At 67.3% G+C, this 15,042-nt stretch carries 14 protein-coding genes; 2 read left to right on the top strand and 12 right to left on the bottom strand.

The genetic code is table 11. From position 1 onward, the window contains the following. The first annotated feature begins 127 nt into the window (after window positions 1-127). Both trmD and rplS read left to right on the top strand, forming a co-directional pair. Window positions 128-868 (top strand): tRNA (guanosine(37)-N1)-methyltransferase TrmD, encoded by a 741-nt coding sequence (trmD, locus tag ACQY72_RS10655; protein ID WP_428153496.1) that lies wholly within the window; start codon window positions 128-130, stop codon window positions 866-868. A 1-nt stretch (window position 869) separates the two neighbouring features. After that, window positions 870-1,292, top strand: coding sequence for a 50S ribosomal protein L19 (gene rplS / locus ACQY72_RS10650; RefSeq protein ID WP_346497788.1), 423 nt, complete (start codon window positions 870-872; stop codon window positions 1,290-1,292). A gap of 74 nt (window positions 1,293-1,366) precedes the next feature. Here the strand turns inward: rplS and ACQY72_RS10645 are convergent, their stop codons facing one another. The 12 genes from ACQY72_RS10645 to rimP form a co-directional block, all read right to left on the bottom strand. Then, window positions 1,367-1,852 carry a PA2169 family four-helix-bundle protein gene (locus ACQY72_RS10645; protein ID WP_135194389.1) on the bottom strand — a complete coding sequence of 162 codons (486 nt, stop codon included), beginning with the start codon at window positions 1,850-1,852 and terminating at the stop codon, window positions 1,367-1,369. A 73-nt stretch (window positions 1,853-1,925) separates the two neighbouring features. After that, complete coding sequence (locus ACQY72_RS10640; RefSeq protein ID WP_428153493.1) at window positions 1,926-2,723, bottom strand: tryptophan 2,3-dioxygenase; 798 nt, start codon at window positions 2,721-2,723, stop codon at window positions 1,926-1,928. Window positions 2,724-2,775: 52 nt separating this feature from the next. Next, window positions 2,776-3,306, bottom strand: a complete 531-nt coding sequence (locus ACQY72_RS10635; RefSeq protein WP_135194387.1) for a CHAP domain-containing protein — start codon at window positions 3,304-3,306, stop codon at window positions 2,776-2,778. Window positions 3,307-3,342: 36 nt separating this feature from the next. Then, window positions 3,343-4,485, bottom strand: a complete 1,143-nt coding sequence (locus ACQY72_RS10630) for an acyltransferase family protein (RefSeq protein WP_428153491.1) — start codon at window positions 4,483-4,485, stop codon at window positions 3,343-3,345. A gap of 66 nt (window positions 4,486-4,551) precedes the next feature. Beyond that, complete coding sequence (locus ACQY72_RS10625) at window positions 4,552-6,030, bottom strand: carotenoid oxygenase family protein (protein ID WP_428153490.1); 1,479 nt, start codon at window positions 6,028-6,030, stop codon at window positions 4,552-4,554. Between the two features lie 23 nt (window positions 6,031-6,053). Continuing rightward, window positions 6,054-6,482, bottom strand: coding sequence for a DUF2141 domain-containing protein (locus ACQY72_RS10620; protein ID WP_428153488.1), 429 nt, complete (start codon window positions 6,480-6,482; stop codon window positions 6,054-6,056). 158 nt (window positions 6,483-6,640) lie between these two features. Further along, the gene (locus ACQY72_RS10615; RefSeq protein WP_428153487.1) at window positions 6,641-7,732 is read right to left on the bottom strand and encodes a serine hydrolase domain-containing protein; all 1,092 of its coding nucleotides are present in this window, start codon (window positions 7,730-7,732) and stop codon (window positions 6,641-6,643) included. Between the two features lie 75 nt (window positions 7,733-7,807). Further along, a complete protein-coding gene (locus ACQY72_RS10610) occupies window positions 7,808-8,617 on the bottom strand; it encodes a helix-turn-helix domain-containing protein (protein ID WP_428153486.1) in 810 nt (269 codons plus the stop codon). 106 nt (window positions 8,618-8,723) lie between these two features. After that, window positions 8,724-11,756: a translation initiation factor IF-2 gene (gene infB / locus ACQY72_RS10605; protein ID WP_428153485.1), complete on the bottom strand. Its 3,033-nt coding sequence runs from the start codon at window positions 11,754-11,756 to the stop codon at window positions 8,724-8,726. A gap of 107 nt (window positions 11,757-11,863) precedes the next feature. After that, a complete protein-coding gene (locus ACQY72_RS10600) occupies window positions 11,864-12,523 on the bottom strand; it encodes an RNA-binding protein (RefSeq protein ID WP_428153483.1) in 660 nt (219 codons plus the stop codon). An 18-nt stretch (window positions 12,524-12,541) separates the two neighbouring features. Further along, on the bottom strand, window positions 12,542-14,296 hold the full coding sequence (gene nusA / locus ACQY72_RS10595; RefSeq protein ID WP_428153481.1) for a transcription termination factor NusA: 1,755 nt from the start codon (window positions 14,294-14,296) through the stop codon (window positions 12,542-12,544). Next, the gene (gene rimP / locus ACQY72_RS10590) at window positions 14,296-14,895 is read right to left on the bottom strand and encodes a ribosome maturation factor RimP (RefSeq protein WP_426024639.1); all 600 of its coding nucleotides are present in this window, start codon (window positions 14,893-14,895) and stop codon (window positions 14,296-14,298) included. Before rimP ends, nusA begins: the two co-directional genes overlap by 1 nt. Between the last annotated feature and the right edge of the window lie 147 nt (window positions 14,896-15,042).

The raw sequence follows: 15,042 nt of genomic DNA, 5'->3' as shown, positions 1-15,042 counted from the left end.
GGGCTAGGTCGCACCACCCGACCCTCACCCTTTCGCGCAAGAACGACGGCTCCGCCGCCGTGCGCTCAAGCCCTCTCCCAATGGGAGAGGGAGGCAATAGTGTGCTTTTCGTGTATGAGCCGCCGCCATGCCCTTCACCGCGACCGTCCTGACCATGTTTCCCGAGGCCTTTCCCGGCCCGCTCGGCGTGTCGCTGATCGGCACGGCCTGGCGCGAGAAGGGCTTGTGGAGCCTGGAAACGGTTGACATTCGCGCCTTTTCCACAGATACGCGCGGCTTCCTGGACGACACCCCTGCGGGTGGCGGCCCGGGAGCTGTGCTTAAGGCGGACGTGGTGGCTCGGGCGGTGGATAGCCTTCCGGGACCGACCAACCCTTCTAGGGGGCGCCCGCTTTTGTACATGAGCGCCAGGGGTCAACCCCTGACCCAAGCGCGCGTCAAGGAATGGGCGAAAGCCGACGGGATCGTCGTGCTTTGCGGTCGTTTCGAGGGGGTGGATCAGCGGGTGCTGGACGCACGCGGGTTCGAGGAGGTCTCGGTCGGAGACGCGGTTCTCGCCGGCGGCGAGGCGGCGGCGATGGTCGCGATCGAGTCGTGCGTAAGACTGATCCCTGGAGTGCTCGGCTCAGGCGACAGCCTGTCGTCCGAAAGCTTCGAGGACGGGCTTCTGGAACACCCGCAGTACACGCGACCGCGGACGTTCGAGGGGCTTGAGATACCCGAGGTGCTTGTGTCGGGCGACCATAAGAAGGTCGCCAAATGGCGCGAGGCGCAGCGGGAAGAGACCACGCGGGAGCGGCGACCAGACCTCTGGGAAGCGCATCTCGCCAAATCACAGCTAAAGGGCGCAAAGCCCGAGGAGAAATGACATGAACATCGTTCAACAGCTGAACGCCGAAGAAAAAGCCCGCGTTCTGGGCGAGCGCACCATCCCGGTCTTCCAGCCCGGCGACACCCTGCGCGTCAATGTGAAGATCAAGGAAGGCGAGCGCGAGCGCGTCCAGGCCTTCGAAGGCGTCTGCATCGCCCGTGACGGCGGCGGCATCAGCGAAACCTTCACGGTCCGCAAGATCTCGTTCGGCGAAGGCGTCGAACGCAAATTCCCCATTCTGTCGCCGAACATCGAGTCGATCGAAGTGAAGCGCCGCGGCGTCGTGCGTCGCGCCAAGCTCTATTACCTGCGCGATCGTCGCGGCAAGTCGGCCCGTATCGCCGAACGCCAGACCGTCCGTCCCGTCAAGGGCGCCGTGGTTCCGGAAACCGGTTCGGCCGCCAAGGGCGACGAAGCCTAGTTTCAGACACGACACTGAAATGACGAAGGCCCCGGCAGAAACGCCGGGGCCTTTTTCTATTCCGCCTTCAGCGTTTACTGCGGATAGAGCGGGTTGTCCGCGTCTCGCTGGCCTTCCAGGCTGTGCTTCAGCGCTTCCATCTGCTCATGCTCGGTCTTCACCGCCGCATAGGCCCGCCGGATCGTCTCGCGCGTGGTGGCGGAAATGCCGGTATCCTCCAGCGCCTTTTCGTATTTGCCGGCGATGAAGCCTTCACCGCTGTTGATCGAGCCGACGACGGAATCGTCGTTGCGCAGCAGGGCGTGTTTCACGTCCAGGAAGGCGCGGTGAGCCTTGGCCAGGATCGAGCCGTCGGATTCGGGATCGCCGCCCAGGCCGCGCACGGCGGCGGACAGGTCGTCTACGACCTGCTGGCGTTCGGCGCTGCGGCGCTCGAACAGGGTGCGATAGTGAGGGTCCTGGGTCTGTTCGGCGGCTTCGCGATAGCCGTCGGCGCTGTCCAGCGTGGTTTCGATCAGGCCGTTCAAAACCTTGATGTCGTGGGCGTTGGGATTGCTCATCTCGTCCATTCCTTCCGCTGTTGCGGTCGAACGGCGAAATGGCCGGGCGCGGCGAAGGTTGCCGCCTGCGACATCAAAGTTTGGTGCGAAGGGACCAAAGCTCGGGGAAGCAGCGCTTGGTCAGGGTCGAGGCCAGATAGGCCGCCCCCTCCGTGCCGCCCGTGCCGCGACGCCGGCCGATGATGCGCTCGACCGTCACCACATGCTTGTGGCGCCAGGTCAGCAGGGCGTCGTCCAGATCGACCAGCTTCTCTGCCAGTTGATACAGCACCCACCAACGCTCGGTGTCGCGATAGACCTCCAGCCAGGCCGCTTCGACGGCCTCGGACGGCTCATAGGGTTGGGTCACGTCGCGGTTCAGCACATCGGCGGGCACCGGCAGACCGGCCTTGGCCATCTGGGCCAGGGCGTCGTCATACAGGCTGGGGGCGGCGATGGCGGCCTGGAGCGCGGCCAGGGCCTCGGGGCGATCCTCGTGGAACTTCAGGAAGCTCGCGTCCTTGAGGCCCAGCATGGCCTCGAAACGACGGAACTGATCACTCTGGAAGCCAGAGGACGATCCCAGAGAGCCCCGGAACCGCAGATAGTCGGCCGGGGTCATGGTCGACAGGATGTCCCAGCTGTGGGTCATCACCGCCTGGATGCGCGAGACCCGCGCCAGGCTCTTGTAGGCGGGAACCAGATCGCCGGCGCGAACCAGCCGCTGCGCCAGGGCGGTCTCGTGCAGGATCTGCTTGAGCCACAGTTCCTTGGTCTGGTGGATGACGACGAACAGCATTTCGTCGTGCTGGTCCGACAGCGGATGCTGGGTCGAAAGCAGATCGTCCAACGCCAGATAACCGGCGTAGGTGATGTCGCTGGATTGGGTCATGCCCGCCTATCGCCCGCGATGGCGGGCAGCGCAAGGCGGCTTAGTGCTGGCCCTAATGCTGGCCTTGAGCCGAGACGTTCGAGGCGATCTGGCGGCCGGCGTCGAAGGCGTCGCGCGCGCCTTTGTAGATGAAGCCGTAGGTTGGATAGACCGTGGTGCCGAGATCGTTGATCGGATTGTACCAGACCTTGACCTGGGACCAGTCGTTGGAGGGCGAGACGTCGACGACGGTGACGTTCTCCTCGACCTTGCCGCGGCTGCCGCCCCAGTTGGCGTGGGTGACGCGGACCACGCGGTCGGTCAGGATGTCGGAGACGACGGCGACGTGGCCTCGGCTCATGCGGCCCTCGGGACGGAAGACCAGCACGGAGCCGGTTTCAGGCGCGCGGCCGGTGCGGAAACCGGCGGAGGCCTGACGCCACCAGGTCCAGGCGTCGCCGAAGATGTTGATGCCCGAGAACATGCGCGCGAAGGTCACGCACTGCCAATACGGCTCGTCAGCCTTCGCACTGGAGGGAACGGCGCCCAATGCAAAAAAACCGAGGGTCGCCGCAACCGCGGCGGCTTTGAGCCGTTTCGTCATGCTTAGGGGTATCCCGACCCGTCTTTGGGACGCCCTTTAGGCCATGGGTTCACGCTCGGTAGCAAGTTGTTTCGGCGTAGCGCTGGATTTCAGACTGTTTGCCAAAGTCTTATCCCCCCGCTTGCCCATGCCGCGCAAAGCCTTGCGAGCCGGGTGTTCGACGAGATGGTACGAGACGGCGGCCACGATCGGCAGCAGAGCCAAAATCGCCAACCACACGAAAATTTGAAGCTGCTTGTCGGGCGCATCGAACAGCTTGGCGGCGAGACCGACGGCCAGAAGCTTCCATGGCACACACACCATATAGACCGAATAGCTGATCTCGCCGAGGTAGACGGCGGGCTTGGACGCCAGCCATCCGGCGCGCTCATTCGGCAGTGACGCGAGCGACAGGATCAGGGCGCCGGCCAGCAGAACGGTCACCCCGTCCCACAGTCCAAGCGCGGCGCTGAGCACCATCAGACCAAACGAGACAGCGGCGCACAGCCACGGCGCCCTCAACGGCGCGCGGCGATAGACGAGGTAGAGGGCGCACCCCAGGGCGAAGCACGGCACGATCCGCAGGGCACCCCAGCGGATGGTCGCCTCGGTCAGGGCGAAGCCGGCCCACTGCTCGAAGACGAAATAGAGGATGGCCAGGAAGGCCGCCGCGCCGACGACGGCCGCGATCGGACGATGCCGCGCGCGCCAGAAGACGAAGGCGAACAGGGGGAAGCAGAGATAGGCGAACCACTCCGCCGAGATCGACCAGGACGGATGGTTCCAGCCCGCCACCGGCGCCAGGCCCCAGGCGTGGACCATGAACAGGTTGGCGGGCAGCGACGCCCAGCTCAGCACATTGCCGTCCACGCTCATGCCCGCGAACAGGGCCGCGGCGGCCAGCAGCCCGACGCCGATCAGGGTCGCGATATGCAGCGGATAGACCCTCGCCACCCGCGCCCACAGGAAGCTTTTATACGAGAACGACTTCTCGCCCGCCGCCGCCAGATAGACGTGGCTGAGGATGAAGCCGGACAGGACGAAGAACAGCTCGACCCCCAGATACCCCTTGGCCACCAGCCCGACCTGACCCGCCCCGGCCAGGTTTTCCCAGAAACTGTAGACGGCCACCCACATCGCCGCCACGAAGCGCAGGGCGGTTATCGGGCGAAGATCGGCGGGAGTCTGAACGGGGGTCATGGTCTCACCTTGGCACGTCAGCCTTTTCGAACCGTGAAGGCGCGCAAAGGTTGTGCCTCGGCGCCCCTACCCCGCCCACACGCCGTGGAAGCCCGCCGGCAAGGCCGTGTCCGCCTGCCAGGTCGCCACCGGGCCGTCCTCGATCCGGGCCACGTCGAAGACATGCAGTTCGGTGCGGCCTTCCTTCAGATTGACCGACGGCCCGACAAGCCAGGCGTCACGTTCGGCCGTCGCGCCGGGCTTGGGCACGAAGACCGCCTCCTCCACCACCTGATGCACCCCGAACTCGAAGGCGTTCGAGCGGCCGCTGTCCCAGTCGTGCACGGCCAAACCCGTCGGCAGGGGACGGCCGCGCGTCTCGCCGGCGGTATGGGCGGTCAGGCTGCGTTTCAGGCCCGCACGACGCGGATCGGCTTTCGGGAACTCGCCCACGACATCGCTATAGGTCATGTCGGCCCGGCCATCGGGCCGCAGGGTGATCAGGGCCAGCTTGGCCGGATCGCCCGGCACCACCCCATGCCCATCCACCAGAACCCGCGCGCCATCGACAGCGAAGCGCGGATCGCCGCTGGCGGCCACGTCGAAGCGGATCGTGCCGTCCCGCTCGGCCCAGGCGTCTCCCAGGTGGAAATGGAAGAAGCCAGGCAGGTCGTAGAGGCGACGCTTGGACAGGTCGTCCTTGTCCAGCACCAGGACCTGCGTCCCCATCTCGGGTCGCCAGGCGAGACCCGAGATCACCGGCATGGCGTGGGTCTCGAACACCCAGGGCTGGAGCACCAGGATCACGTGCCGGTCGGTGGCGGTGAAGTCGTGCATATAGCTGGCGCGCGGCAGGGGCACGATCTGGGCGTCGTTCAGGCTGCGGTCGGGGTTCAGATGCCAGATGACTGCCTGATTTCCGGCCAGGCCGACATTCCAGATCGACCCGTCGGGCGCATAACGCGGATGGGCCTGGAACGGCATCCCCTTCAGGTCATCGCGCAGGGTGACGAAGCCCTCGGTCGACAGGTCCGACGCCGACAGGGCCAGGGGCGATCCTGCCTCCCACAGCGCCCAGACCTGATCCCCGGCGACCATGACGGCGGTGTTTGCGGCGTTGGCGTCGTCGTTCGAACCGATGCGGGCGCGCGCGTCGCCTTTCGTGCCGAAGCCTGGGGTCACGACGGCGCCCAGTTCCGTTTCGGTGCGGCGCTTGGGCGTATCGGCGAACCGCGCCTGCAGCGTGGCCTGGCCGTCCTGAATGCGGAAGGCGCGCATCATGCCGTCGCCGTCGAACCAGTGGGTCGCCGACCCGCCCGGTCGCCGGAACTTGGCCGGCCCGTTGCGATAAAGCGCGCCCTGCAGCCCCGCCGGCGCCCTGCCGTGGATCAGGCGCATCGTCTGGTGTGCCGTATCGCACTCAATGTCCTGGGTCGCCAGCGCCCAGTCGGCTTTCGTTGCGGCGACGGCGTCCAGAGCGGCGGCGGCGCGGACCATCTCCGGCGTGGCGACGGCGGCTGAAAGGGCGGCGGCGCCCATCAGGAAGGAACGGCGGGAGGGGGTCATGATCAGGCTCCGGCTTCGATCGCTTACTTCAGGTCGATCGACTGGACGGCGACGCCGGTCGCCGTGAACTTGGCGCGGTCCCATGATGCCGGGCCCATGTTGCCGACCGCATTGTTGGAGAAGGCGTAGGGTTCGGTCGGCATGCCAAAGGGGTTGGTGTTCATCTCGCCGTCGCCGTTCAGGTCATGAAAGGCGCGCACCGCATAGTCGCCGTCGGGCAGCCCCTCGAACGTCGCGCTCTTCTGACCGCCCGCCGCATCGACCATGGCGTAACGGACCGGCTGGCCCTCGCCGCCATAGTTCGCCTCGCTGCCGAACAGGGCGACCATGATCTGGCCCTGGGGCGCGGCGGTCGGAAACTCGACGGTCAGGTCGGCGGCGAAGGCCGGGGCCGAAACGACAGCGGCGGCGACGAGAGCGAGAACTGGGGCGATGGCGGCGAAGGTCTTCATGACGGTGCGTCCTGTTTCAGGGAGGGGACCGACGACCGGCCCTCGATGACCCCACACTGCCGCCGGCCCCTGCCCTTCGCCACCTCACTTGCGGCGACGCACGGCCGTCCTTCGCCAACGACCACCCCCGTCCATTCGCGAAGCGCGAACGAACGCCCTTACTTCATCGCCGCCAGCGCATGATCCGCGATCAGCGTGTCGGCCAGGCCGTGCGGATTGCGAACTTCGAAGTTCTCGGTCGTCACCACCACGACCGCGTCGAGGTCCGGGATGATCGCGACCTTGTTGCCGCCGGTGCCCGACATGGTCCAGGCGGGATGCGGCGAGCCGGCGACCGAATAGGTCGGCAACCAGATCAGATAGCCGTAGTCGCCCTTCTGCGGATCGACGCTGGCGTGCGGGGCCGTCATGGCGCGGGTCCAGGCCTCGGGCAGCACCTGGCGTCCGTCCCAGCGGCCCTGGTTCAGCAGCAACTGGCCCAGAGTCAGCAGATCGCGGCTGCGCAGCCCCAGTCCGCCACCGCCTTGGGCCAAGCCCATCGGCGACATCTGCCAGCGCTCGCCTTCGATCCCCAACGGACCAAACAGGGCTTCGTGCGCGAAGTCCTTCAGCGGCTCGCCCGTCGCCGACTGAACGACGGCGCCCAAGGTGGTCACCCCCGCCGTGCAATAGGAGAAGGCCCGGCCGTAGGGCTGGTTCTCGGGCCGGGGGATCCAGTCGGGGAAGCCGCGCACCGGCAGGTCCATGGCGAACTTCACCCAGTCCTCGATCAGGTACATCCGCTCCTCGTTGCCGCGCGAGAAGGAATTGTCATCGTCGCATTCCAGCAGCGAGCTCATGGTCAGCAGGTCCTCGACCGTGATCGCCGCCTTGCGCGGGTCGGGATTGTCGAACGGGCCGTGGTCGGCGACGAAGGGCAGGACGGGCGCATCGACACTGGCGATGTCGCCCCGAGCGACAGCGGCGCCGACCAGCATGGCGGTGACGGTCTTGGTCACCGACCGGGTGTTGCGGCGGCTTTCGCGGCCCGCCGCATCGAAATAGACCTCGTGCACCAGCCGGCCATGGCGGGCGATCAGGATGCTGGTGATCTTGTGGAAGGTTCCGGCGCGGACGGCGGCGTCCATGGCCGCCAGACCCTCGGCCGAAACGTTCTGGGTTTCGGGCGCGGCGACCGGCCAGTTCGGCTCGGCCATTACAGGTGAGGCGACGAGCGCGAGCCCGAGGGTCGCGAGAAGCAGATGACGCATGACGGTCCTGAATGGGGGAAGCAACGACCGGACATCCCACGCGGCGGACCATCCGTCTTGAACAGACGCAACCGATCAGGCGAAAAGGGCGCGATAGCGGGCCGGCGTCAGGCCATAAAGGTCGCCGAACTCGCGCGTCATGTGGCTCTGGTCGGCATAGCCTGCGCCCAGAGCCAGTTCGGCCAAGTCCCGTCCGCGCGCGATCTGTCCCGCCGCCCGGTCCGCGCGTGCGCGACGGATGGCGGCGGCGGGCGAACAGCCGAAGTGCCGGCGATAACGGCGGGCCAGGGAGACGGGATGGACCCCCACCAGACGGGCGACCGTCGCCACCTCCAGTCCCGGCCGATCGGCCAAGTCATGCAGGACGTCATGGGCGCGCAACAGCCACTCCGGCGCAGGGTCCTCGTCCAGCTCCCCCGGCGACAGGACCGACCCCGCCAAATCCAGGGTCAGACCCTCCATCATGACCGCGTCTCCGGCCGCGAACCGCCCGGCCACCCCGACCAGACGACGCGCCGCACTTTCGGCCAGGGCGCCGCGCAACCGCATCGGGTCGCCGCGACCGGCGCGCCTGGGCGGATCGAAACTGATGGACAGGAAACGCCCGCCGGCCACGTCGAAACAGTCGCGATGCTCGACGCTTGGCGGATTCCACACCAGGGCGCCGGGGCCGAAGGCGGCGTTCTTGGGCGTCAGCGGGTCATGGGCCAGGCTGCGATAGCCGTCGTCCAGCGCCAGGATGAAATGGGCGTCGTCATGGGCGTGAAGCTCGACGCCCTCGGGTGGCCGGCTGGCCACCCACAGGCCGACGCGAAAGCCTCCGGCCTCGACCGTCCGCGAGGCGGCGCCGAAGAAATCGCCCGACGGCAGGTGGGGCTTGCTCATGAATGACGATCCCCGCGCGACGCGGCATCATGCGCGGGATTCGGCAAAAGAAAAGGCCCGGAACCTGGGTTCCGGGCCTTTGTCTCTGAGGGGCTCGCGAGGCGGACTAGTCCAGCGTGCGCTTGATCTCTTCGACCGTGAAGCACTCGATGTAGTCGCCTTCCTTGATGTCCTGGAAGCCCTGGAACTGCATGCCGCACTCCTGGCCCGCCGTGACCTCGTTGACCTCGTCCTTGAAGCGTTTGAGCGTGTTGAGCACGCCCAGCTCCAGAACCACCACGTCGTCGCGGACGATCCGGACGCGAGCGCCCTTGCGGACCACGCCTTCCGACACGCGGCAACCGGCGATCTTGCCGATCTTGGAGATATCGAACACCTGCAGGACGGCGGCGTTGCCCAGGAAGGTTTCCCGTTGCAGCGGTGCCAGCATGCCGGACAGCACGCCCTTTATGTCGTCCAGCAGGTCGTAGATGATCGAATAGTAGCGGATCTCGACGCCCTCGCGGTCGGCCAGATCGCGCGCCTGTTTCGACGCACGGACGTTGAAGCCGAGGATCGGCGCCCCGGCCGACTTGGCCAGGTTGACGTCGCTCTCGGTGATGCCGCCGGCGCCGGAATAGACCGTGCGGGCGCGCACTTCGTCGGTGCTCATCTTGTCCAGCGAGCTGACGATGGCTTCGGCCGAACCCTGCACGTCCGCCTTGATGACGACCGGCAGTTCAGAGACCTTCTTGGACTGCAGGCGGGACATCATGTCGACCAGCGACACCGAACCGCCCGAGACCTGGGCCTTCTCGCGCTTCACCCGCTGACGGTATTCGGTCAGCTCGCGGGCGCGGGCTTCGGATTCCACCACGGCGAAGACGTCGCCCGGAGACGGCGCCTCGTCCAGGCCGAGGATCTCGACGGGGACGGAGGGACCGGCGTCGGTCAGTTGCTCGTTGCGCTCGTTCAGCAAGGCGCGAACCTTGCCCCACGATCCGCCGGCGACGACGATGTCGCCGCGCTTCAGCGTGCCGCGCTTGACCAGGACGGTGCCGACCGGGCCGCGTCCCTTGTCCAGCTTGGCCTCGATGACCACGCCCTCGGCCGAACGATCGGCGCTGGCGCGCAGGTCCATGACTTCGGCCTGGACCAGGATGGCCCCAAGCAGGCCGTCGAGGTTCATCCGCTCCTTGGCCGAGACCTCGATGATCTGGGTCTCGCCGCCCAGGCTTTCGGCGATGACTTCGTGCTGCAGCAGTTCGTTGACGACCTTCTGCGAAGTCGCGCCGGGCTTGTCCATCTTGTTGACGGCCACGATCAGGGGCGCATTGGCGGCCTTGGCGTGCTGGATGGCTTCGATCGTCTGCGGCATGACGCCGTCGTCGGCCGCCACGACCAGAACCACGATGTCGGTCACATTGGCGCCGCGCGCCCGCATGGCCGAGAAGGCGGCGTGGCCCGGGGTGTCCAGGAAGGTGACCTTCTGGCCGTCTTCCAGACGCACCTGATAGGCGCCGATGTGCTGGGTGATGCCGCCGGCTTCGCCGCCGGCGACGTCGGTCGTGCGCAGGGCGTCCAGCAGCGAGGTCTTGCCGTGGTCGACGTGGCCCATGATGGCCACGACCGGCGCCCGGACATCGTCCGCTTCGGCGTCGTCCGCATCCCCCAGGAAGCCGAACTCAATGTCGGATTCCGAGACGCGCTTGACGGCCATGCCGAACTCTTCGGCCACCAGTTCGGCGGTGTCGGAATCGATCACGTCGTTGATCTTCATCATCAGGCCCTGTTTCATCAGGAACTTGATGATGTCGACGCCGCGCACGGCCATCCGGTTGGACAGCTCCTGAACGGTGATGACGTCAGGAATTACCACTTCGCGCGGACGGTTCGGCGCGTCGGTCGAGCCGCCCTTACGCTTTTCCTTCTCGCGTTCGCGGGCGCGGCGGACCGAGGCCAGCGAGCGCATGCGCTCGGCGGCGTCGCCGTCGCCGACCACGGACTGGATGGTCATGCGGCCTTCGCGACGCTTCGGCTCGCCGCGCGTGCGGCTGACTGCCTTGCCGGCGTCGGAGAAGCGCTTCTCGCGATCGTCGTCGCGACCGACCGGACGGCCGAAGCCGGCGCCGGGCGCACGGGCCGGACGCAGGACATTGGCCTCGGCCGGGGGGGCGTTCGGGGTCGGACGGCCGCCAGGGCCGGTGCGCGCGCCGCCGGGACGGGCGGCGCCGGGGGCCGGACGCGGGTTCAGGGCCGAATAACGGACGGGCTCGGCCGGCTTGGCGCCTTGCGGACGGCCTGCGCCGCCGGGGGCCGGACGTGCGCCTTGCGGGCGGTCGGTCTGCGGACGATCCGAATAGGCGCGATCTCCGCCGCCCATGGCCTGTTCACGAGCCGAACGGCCGCCGAAGGCGGGGCGCTCGGGCGCCGCGCGCTGGGGATTGCCGGGCTTGGGCACGCGCTGGCCGAAGTTGACGACCGGGCGAGCCGGAGCGGCCGGACGGGCCGGGGCGGCCGGAGCCGGCGTGGCGGCGGCGGTCGGTACAGGCGCCGGAGCCGGCGTCGGTGCGACCGGTGCGGCGGCGACGGGCGCAGCCGGCTTGGGCGCTGGCTTGGTGGGTTGAGGCGCGGCTGCGGTCAGCTTGGAGGCCTCGGCGCGGGCGGCTTCGGCAGCAGCCTTGGCGGCGGCGGCTTCGTCGCGAGCGGCTTGGGCGGCGCGTTCGGTGGCGGCGGCCTGGTCGCGAGCGGCGGCGTCGGCGGCAGCCTTGGCGGCGGCGGCAGCGTCAGCCTTGGCGGCGTTGGCCTGGGTCGCCATGGCGATGGCGCGGCGGCGAGCTTCCTGCTCCTCGGGCGACAGGGCGCCGCCGGCGGGTTGCGGCGAACGCTGACCTTGCGGACGCGGCGCCTGAGAGGCCTGTTGAGGACGCGCGACATCGAAGCCCTGCGGACGTTGCGGTCCGCCGGCGCCTGCACGGCGCTTGGTCTCGACCACCACCGTCTTGGATCGGCCATGGCTGAAGCTCTGTTTCACGGTCCCGGTCGGGACCGATCCCACAACGCGCGGCTTCAGGCTCAGCGGAGCGCGCGGCCCCGTCTGGGACGGCGTGCCGCCCGTTGCGCCCTGGCCTTCGTTGGTCTTGTCGTTTTCGTCGCTCATCCGGTCGCTTTACTCGGGGCGGAAAGGCCCGCCGTCCTCATCTAATACCCATGAACGACCGTGAGCCCGTCTCCGCCCTTGGAGACAGGCCCTCGGCCGCCAAAATCCTAACTCGCCCCTGAAGGGTTTGCTCCCGCCGATCCGCCCTCGACACTGAAAACCTCCCAGTGAGGGGGACGAAGCGGCCGAAATCCAGCCAGTCGTTCGACCTCTACGGTCCACCGATCGGCGCGTCCGCCCGCAAGCAGGACGGCGTGTATCGCATTTTCCAGCCCAAGGGCCAAACTCAAATCGTCCACACTGAACGCGCCGCAGACTTTCGCGGTCTGATGGCGGGCCAGGGCGAGGATCTTTCCACGCCCGTCGGCCGAGCCGTCGGCGGCTTCCACCACCCAGGCGGCCTTGCCCGAACGGATGTTCGCGGCGGATTTCTCGAAGCCGGAGATAAGCACGCCTTCGCGCCGGGCAAGACCCAGCTGGTCGAGACAGCGCCTGACAAGCAGCCGTTCGACGACATCGGCGAGGTCAGCCGGAGCGGTCAGCTTGGTTTTCGCGGCGCGGGTGAAGCCGTTTTTCTTGACCGCCGTCTCGATGGAGGCGCGGCTGGCTTCGACCCAAAGGCCGCGTCCGGGCAGTTTCCTGCCCAGGTCGGGAACCACCTGGCCATCGGGCCCGGCGACGAAACGGATCAGGCGAGATTCGTCCATGACCTCGTGAGTGACGAGGTCCCGGCGTTCCCTATCGATCGTTGCGTCGCGCAAGCTCATATGTGGCCAGGTCTCCCATCACGCGTTCGACGGTTCGGAGTCGTCCTCGGCGAGGACCCCCGTGTCGTCAGAAGCGTCGTCGGAAGCGTCAGCCTCGGCAGGCGCATCGCCGAACACCTGGTCCGGGTCGTATTCGCCCTCGGCGAACTCGCCTTCCTCGAACTCTTCAGGCTCGGGCTGCGGCAGTTCCGAAGCGTCGATCCAGCCGGCGGCGACACGGGCCTGCAGGATCAGCAGTTCGGCGTCTTCCTGGGCCAGGTTGAAGCTTTCCAGAACGCCGGGGACCTTGACCCGCTCGCCGTTCTTCACTTCGTAGCCGCCGCGGATTTCGTCGGTGGCCAGGTCGGCCAGGTCCTCGACCGTCTTCACGCCGCCTTCGCCCAGGGCGACGGCGATGGGCAGGGTCACGCCCGGCACCTGAAGCACGCCGTCCTCGACGCCCAGTTCGACACGCTTGGCATCCAGCTCGGCGGCCTTCTTGTCCAGGAATTCGCGGGCGCGGGCCTGCAGTTCCTCGGCGGTCTCCTCATCGAAGCCTTCGATCTCGGAGACTTCATAGGGGTCGGCATAGGCGAGGTCTTCCACCGTGGCGAAGCCTTCGGTGACCAGCAGCTGGGCGATGACCTCGTCCACGTCCAGGGCTTCCTGGAACAGGCCGGTGCGCTCGCTGAACTCGCGCTGGCGACGCTCGGAGTCTTGCGCCTCGGTGATGATGTCGATCTGCCAGCCGGTCAGCTGCGAGGCCAGGCGCACGTTCTGGCCGCGGCGGCCGATGGCCAGCGACAGCTGCTCGTCCGGCACGACGACTTCCACGCGACCGGCTTCTTCGTCGAGCACGACCTTGGAGACTTCGGCGGGGGCTAGGGCGTTGACGATGAAGGTGGGCTCGTCCGGGTTCCACTGGATGATGTCGATCTTCTCGCCCTGCAGTTCGGCGACGACCGCCTGAACGCGCGAGCCGCGCATGCCGACGCAGGCGCCGACGGGGTCGATGGAGCTATCGTTGGACAGGACCGCCATCTTGGCGCGCGAGCCCGAGTCACGCGCAGCGGCGCGGATCTCGATCACGCCGTCATAGACTTCCGGCACTTCCTGGGCGAACAGCTTGGCCATGAAGCCAGGATGGGCGCGCGACAGCATGACCTGCGGGCCCTTGGCCTCGGGCCGGACGTCGTAGATGTAGGTGCGGATCCGGTCGCCGATGTTGAACACCTCGCGCGGGATGGACTGGTCGCGGCGCATGACGCCTTCGCCACGGCCCAGGTCGACGATGGTGTTGCCGTATTCGACGCGCTTGACCGTGCCGTTGACGATCTCGCCGACGCGATCCTTGAACTCTTCGTACTGGTTGGCGCGTTCGGCCTCACGGACCTTACCGGTCACGACCTGGCGGGCCATCTGGGTCTGGACCCGGCCGAACTCGAACGGCGGCAGGGTCTCAACATATTCCTTGCCGACGACGGCTTCCGGATCGCGCTTGGAGGCGTCCGTCAGGCGCACCATGGCGCTGTCGTTGAACTCTTCCAGCTCGTCTTCCGGCATCCAGTCGTCCTCGACGATGGTGACGTGACGGGTCAGGGACAGTTCGCCGGTCTTGTGGTCGATCTTGGCGCGGATGTCGTGGTGGGCGCCATAGCGCGACTTGGCGCCCTTCTGGATCGCTTCCTCAATGGCTTCGATGACGACCTCGCGCTCGATGTTCTTCTCTTGCGCGACCGCATTGGCGATCTGCAGCAGTTCGAGGCGGTTGGCGGAAATACCGGTGACGGCCATCAGGCGTTGTCCTCAGAAGGGGTCGTGGTGTCGGTTGTTGCGTCTTCGGCTTCCCCTTCGGGCAGGCCGTCGTCTTCGGGTTCGCCGCGCGCGGCGCGAATGGCGGCGCCCCGTTTCATCAGGGCGTCGGTCAGGACCAGCTTGGCGTCGCTCAGCCAGTCGAACGGGATCAGGGCGGTTTCTTCCTCGCCGTCCAGGTCGATCAGGACGTTACCGTCCTCATAGCCGGCCAGCACGCCCTTGAAACGTTTGCGGCCTTCGATCATCCGGTCCGTCTCCAGCCGCGCCTCCTCACCCTCGAACAGGTCGAAGTCGATGGGACGGGTCAGGGGTCGGTCGATGCCGGGCGACGAGACCTCCAGCATATATTCGCCGGCGATGGGGTCGGCGGCGTCGAACACCTCCGAGACAGCGCGGCTCAGCTTGGCGCACTGTTCGACCGAGATGTCGTGATCGGACGGGCGTTCGGCCATGACCTGCAGGCGCTGACGCTTTGAGCCGGTCATCAGTCGGACGCGCACGACTTCCAGACCGAGCGACTCCGCGATGGGGTCGATCAGCTCCAGCAGTTGGCGATCCTGGGCGGTTCTTGCGCGCAAGCGACGAATATCCAAAACAAAAGCGGCGGTCCGTCCGGGCCGCCGCTTGGAACGACGCCGTTGGACGCCGGTCTAACGATGTGAGGGGCCATATAGGCGTTTCACATTCGCTTGTCAGCCCCTTTCGGCGCCGCAAGCCTGATCGTC

The sequence above is a fragment of the Brevundimonas sp. genome (genome assembly GCF_965279155.1).
GTDB lineage: Bacteria > Pseudomonadota > Alphaproteobacteria > Caulobacterales > Caulobacteraceae > Brevundimonas.
The sequence above is the reverse complement of the archived record's forward strand: the minus strand, read 5'-3'. Positions and strand labels throughout refer to the sequence as shown.

What these genes read in the sequence shown, in the direction of transcription:
- trmD (WP_428153496.1), top strand. Translation starts at nt 128, where the DNA reads ATGCCCTTCACCGCGACCGTCCTGACCATGTTTCCCGAGGCCTTTCCC.
- rplS (WP_346497788.1), top strand. Translation starts at nt 870, where the DNA reads ATGAACATCGTTCAACAGCTGAACGCCGAAGAAAAAGCCCGCGTTCTG.
- ACQY72_RS10645 (WP_135194389.1), bottom strand. Translation starts at nt 1,852, where the DNA reads ATGAGCAATCCCAACGCCCACGACATCAAGGTTTTGAACGGCCTGATC.
- ACQY72_RS10640 (WP_428153493.1), bottom strand. Translation starts at nt 2,723, where the DNA reads ATGACCCAATCCAGCGACATCACCTACGCCGGTTATCTGGCGTTGGAC.
- ACQY72_RS10635 (WP_135194387.1), bottom strand. Translation starts at nt 3,306, where the DNA reads ATGACGAAACGGCTCAAAGCCGCCGCGGTTGCGGCGACCCTCGGTTTT.
- ACQY72_RS10630 (WP_428153491.1), bottom strand. Translation starts at nt 4,485, where the DNA reads ATGACCCCCGTTCAGACTCCCGCCGATCTTCGCCCGATAACCGCCCTG.
- ACQY72_RS10625 (WP_428153490.1), bottom strand. Translation starts at nt 6,030, where the DNA reads ATGACCCCCTCCCGCCGTTCCTTCCTGATGGGCGCCGCCGCCCTTTCA.
- ACQY72_RS10620 (WP_428153488.1), bottom strand. Translation starts at nt 6,482, where the DNA reads ATGAAGACCTTCGCCGCCATCGCCCCAGTTCTCGCTCTCGTCGCCGCC.
- ACQY72_RS10615 (WP_428153487.1), bottom strand. Translation starts at nt 7,732, where the DNA reads ATGCGTCATCTGCTTCTCGCGACCCTCGGGCTCGCGCTCGTCGCCTCA.
- ACQY72_RS10610 (WP_428153486.1), bottom strand. Translation starts at nt 8,617, where the DNA reads ATGAGCAAGCCCCACCTGCCGTCGGGCGATTTCTTCGGCGCCGCCTCG.
- infB (WP_428153485.1), bottom strand. Translation starts at nt 11,756, where the DNA reads ATGAGCGACGAAAACGACAAGACCAACGAAGGCCAGGGCGCAACGGGC.
- ACQY72_RS10600 (WP_428153483.1), bottom strand. Translation starts at nt 12,523, where the DNA reads ATGAGCTTGCGCGACGCAACGATCGATAGGGAACGCCGGGACCTCGTC.
- nusA (WP_428153481.1), bottom strand. Translation starts at nt 14,296, where the DNA reads ATGGCCGTCACCGGTATTTCCGCCAACCGCCTCGAACTGCTGCAGATC.